The sequence below is a fragment of the Candidatus Deferrimicrobiaceae bacterium genome, assembly GCA_035256765.1.
Classification (GTDB): domain Bacteria; phylum Desulfobacterota; class Deferrimicrobia; order Deferrimicrobiales; family Deferrimicrobiaceae; genus CSP1-8.
Map to the genome: position 1 here is coordinate 1 of DATEXR010000242.1, position 3,528 is coordinate 3,528.

4 protein-coding genes are annotated in these 3,528 nt (G+C 63.6%); 2 read left to right on the forward strand and 2 right to left on the reverse strand.

Annotated features, from left to right (window positions below):
- Positions 1–265 (forward strand): hypothetical protein (locus VJ307_08190; protein HJX74121.1); only part of this gene is annotated, 265 nt, incomplete at its 5' end.
- Between the two features lie 60 nt (positions 266–325).
- On the opposite strand, the gene VJ307_08195 is transcribed toward VJ307_08190, so the two are convergent.
- Positions 326–1,108, reverse strand: a complete 783-nt coding sequence (locus VJ307_08195) for a hypothetical protein (GenBank protein HJX74122.1) — start codon at positions 1,106–1,108, stop codon at positions 326–328.
- A 188-nt stretch (positions 1,109–1,296) separates the two neighbouring features.
- On the opposite strand from VJ307_08195, the gene VJ307_08200 reads away from it, so the two are divergent.
- Positions 1,297–1,716, forward strand: a complete 420-nt coding sequence (locus tag VJ307_08200; GenBank protein HJX74123.1) for a hypothetical protein — start codon at positions 1,297–1,299, stop codon at positions 1,714–1,716.
- 370 nt (positions 1,717–2,086) lie between these two features.
- Here the strand turns inward: VJ307_08200 and gltX are convergent.
- On the reverse strand, positions 2,087–3,528 hold a 1,442-nt coding region (gene gltX / locus VJ307_08205; GenBank protein ID HJX74124.1), incomplete at its 5' end, for a glutamate--tRNA ligase.

The following is a 3,528-nucleotide window of genomic DNA, read 5'->3' on the forward strand; positions in this document are numbered from 1 at the left end:
CTATGACCGGCTTTTCACGACGGCGGATCCCGAAAGTGCCGGGGAGGGGAGAAGCTTCCGGGACTTCCTGAATCCGGGCTCGGTGGAGGTCCTGACGGGCTGCATGCTCGAGCCGGGGCTTGCGGACGCCTCTCCCGGCGACCGCTTCCAGTTCCTGCGCCACGGATACTTCATCGCGGACGAGGCCGACTCGCGTCCGGGATCGCCTGTATTCAATCGGATCGTCGACTTGAAGGACAGGTACCGCCTGCAGCCCGGGAAATAGGGGATCCGGGACGGGGTCCTCGCCGCAAATCGGGAGGCGATGCCGCGGCGGAGGCCCCCCCTACCGGACCTCCGGACGCGCCTCGGGGTCGAACGGATTCGTTCTCACCGCGAGGGAATACAGGTACGGATAATCTTCTTTCAGGTGTCTCATATAGGAGAGCCACTCGGCGAGGAGCATCCGGTAGGCCCGCTGGATGTCTCCCGACAGGTGCGCAGAGTCGGTCTCCGGCAACCCCCGCAGATCCTTCCGCGCGTCCAATTCCTGGGCCAGGTGGAACACCGCCCAGAGGAGATCCGTAAACGACTCGTGTTCGAGAAGATTGGGATTTTCCATCAGGGTGAGCAGGAAGCTCCTTTTTCCATCCAGGTACGATCGCAGCTCCTCCAGCGGTCCCCCCTCGCACTCCACCGCCGGGTCGTAGCGGGCAAACCGTTCGCCGGCGGAGGTGAAATCCTTCCCGGACCATTGCTGCGTCGGAACGAGACTCTGGCGGATCCCGCCGATCCCGCGGTCGAAGGAAGCCAGGGATTGGAGAAGCGGTGTGCCTAGCTCGTTGAAGAAAATCCCAATGACCATGTTCAGCTTCTTGAGCAACGCCGTCTTTTCCCGCTTGCTCAGAAGCCGGTCGAAGATCAGGGTGACGAACAGGACCTGAACGGGAAGGAACGCGAGATCGCCGATCAGGTAGAGAAAAATGTGACGCGAGTCCCGGAACAGGGCGTAGTGAACGAGGTACGCAATAACGGACGACACGACCAGGGTCGACCCCAGGAGAACCAGCCAGTTCGGACGCCTCACCGTCATGAGTCCTTTGCCGGGGAAATGGGGAACCGCTTCCATCGTACCACGGGGCCGCCGGGGAAACCGTTGCATCTTGTGCGGGATCGGGGAGCGGGACATGTGGCCCGGCCACGGAACCAGTTCCCCGAAGCCGGCATCCTACCGTAAAGTTTTTCTTATCGTTTCGAACGCTTCATCGATCATACGGGGATCGATCCCGTGGGGGAGGAGTCATGGGAAGAAAGAGGATGTTTGTATCGTTCATGCCGGTCGCGGTGTTCCTGTTTTTCATGATGGGCGGATGGGCGCTCGCGATGGACCACGAGGTGCAGACGCTGACCAAGGAGGGGATCGGGACCTATCTTGCCGATGCTAAGGGAATGACCCTCTATTGGTTCCGCAACGACGCGCCCGGCAAGAGCGCCTGCGCCGGGCCTTGCGTCGACAAGTGGCCGGTCTATTTCAGGGAAAAGGTCAAGGCAGGGAAGGGGCTTTCGGACGGGGATTTCGGGACGATGACGCGCGAAGACGGGAAGAAGCAGTCCACGTTCCGCGGCTATCCTCTCTATTCCTGGTCGGGAGACAAGGCCCGGGGAGAGACGAACGGCCAAGGGTTGAACAAGGTCTGGTATGTGATCGACCCCGCCGTTTTCCCGCCGAAGATGTAGAAGGAGCGATCCGCTCCGCTGCACCGGGAGGGGGGACTTTCCGGCAAGGGTCCAGGAAAGTCCCCATACCCGTGCGTGCCGCCCGGGGACCCGAGGCGATGCGGGGGGGTCGACGAGGCGGCCTGTGGAGCGAGGAAGAAAACGCGTCGAGCGGAACCGGCAGCGAGCGGTCGCAAGGTCGCGAGCGTAGCCGAGGGGACCCCCCCGCGAGCCAGGGGCCCTCTCCCGCAGACAGCGCTCCGCTAGCGGATTCCCCGCTTCGGTGACGGTCATCGCACCCGCTGCACCTCCTGGTACCGGGAGGCAGGCACGATATGTTTCCGATGAATCAATCCGGAGGGTTGCGGGATGCCCGGATGGCGAATCGCGGCTATCCCCCCCGGAGCCTGCGGGAGGCGAGGGAGAGCCGGCGGATGACCTCTTCCCGCCCGAGAACGTCCATCACCTCGAAGATTCCCGGAGAAACCGTTCCTCCCGTCAAGGCGACCCGAATCGGCTGGGCCACTTTCCCCAGCTTCGCACCAGCCCTTTCCGCCACCCGGTGGAGGACCGCCTCCATCGCTACCGGGGTGAAATCGGGCAGATCCGCGAACTCCCGGACGATCTCCTCGAGGACGGGAGCCATCTCCGGGGTGAGGAACTTCTCCGCAGCTTTCGGGTCGGGCTCTTTCGGGCGGAAGTAGTACTCCGAAGATTCCGCCATCTCCTCGAGGGTCCTGGACCGCTCCTGGAACGTGCGCACTGCCTTCACGAGCCACGGGGGAGGGGCCGCCGCGATCCCTTTCTTGCCAAGGAACGGGACGAGGAGGACGGCCAACCGCTCCGGGTCGCACTTCTTGATGTAGTGGGCGTTCAGGTGAAGGAGTTTCTCGGGGTCGAAGCGGGAGGGGGATTTCCCCACGCTTTCCAGGGAAAAGACCTTCGTAAGTTCCTCCACGGAAAAGATCTCCTGGTCCCCGTGCCCCCAACCAAGGCGAACCAGGTAGTTGACCATCGCCTCGGGGAGATACCCCCGCTCCCGGTACGCCGTCACGGAGACGTCGTCCTGCCGCTTCGAGAGCTTCCCCCCTTCCATTCCGTGGATCAGGGGGAAGTGCCCGAAGCGGGGAAGAGGATAGCCAAGCCCCTCGTAGAGGAGGATCTGCCTGGGCGTGTTGTTCAGGTGGTCGTCGCCCCGCAGGACGTGGGTGATCCCCATCGCCGCGTCGTCCACGACCACGACGAAATTGTAGGTCGGGGAGCCGTCCGACCGCAGGAGGACGAGGTCGTCCAGTTCCCCGTTTTCATAGGCGATGTCCCCCCGGAGAAGGTCGTGCACGACCGTTTCCCCCGAAAGGGGGGTGCGGAAGCGAACCACGAACGATTTCCCTTCCGTACCGGACAGAGGAAGTCCCCGGCACTTCCGGTCGTAGCGCGGCTTTTCCCCCCTCGCCCGGGCGGCCTCGCGGCGCGCATCGAGTTCTTCGGGAGTGCAAACGCACCGATATGCCTTCCCCTCCGCGAGCAGCCGTTCGGCCTCTTTCCGGTATAGTTCCCTTCGTTCCGTCTGGTAATAGGGGCCCTCGTCCCATGTCATCCCCAGCCATTTCATCCCCTCGAGGATCGCCATCACGGACTCCGGGGTCGATCGCGCCTGGTCGGTGTCCTCGATGCGAAGGACGAACGTCCCCCCGTGGCGACGGGCGAAGAGCCAGTTGAAGAGGGCGGTGCGGGCCCCTCCGATGTGGAGGTACCCCGTCGGGCTGGGGGCGAAGCGCGTCACGATACCGGGCATTTCCACCTCTTGGACCTGGCCTGGAATTCGTCGCAGGG

Coding starts and splice junctions, on each gene's coding strand:
- VJ307_08195 (HJX74122.1), bottom strand. CDS start 1,108: ATGGAAGCGGTTCCCCATTTCCCCGGCAAAGGACTCATGACGGTGAGG.
- VJ307_08200 (HJX74123.1), top strand. CDS start 1,297: ATGTTTGTATCGTTCATGCCGGTCGCGGTGTTCCTGTTTTTCATGATG.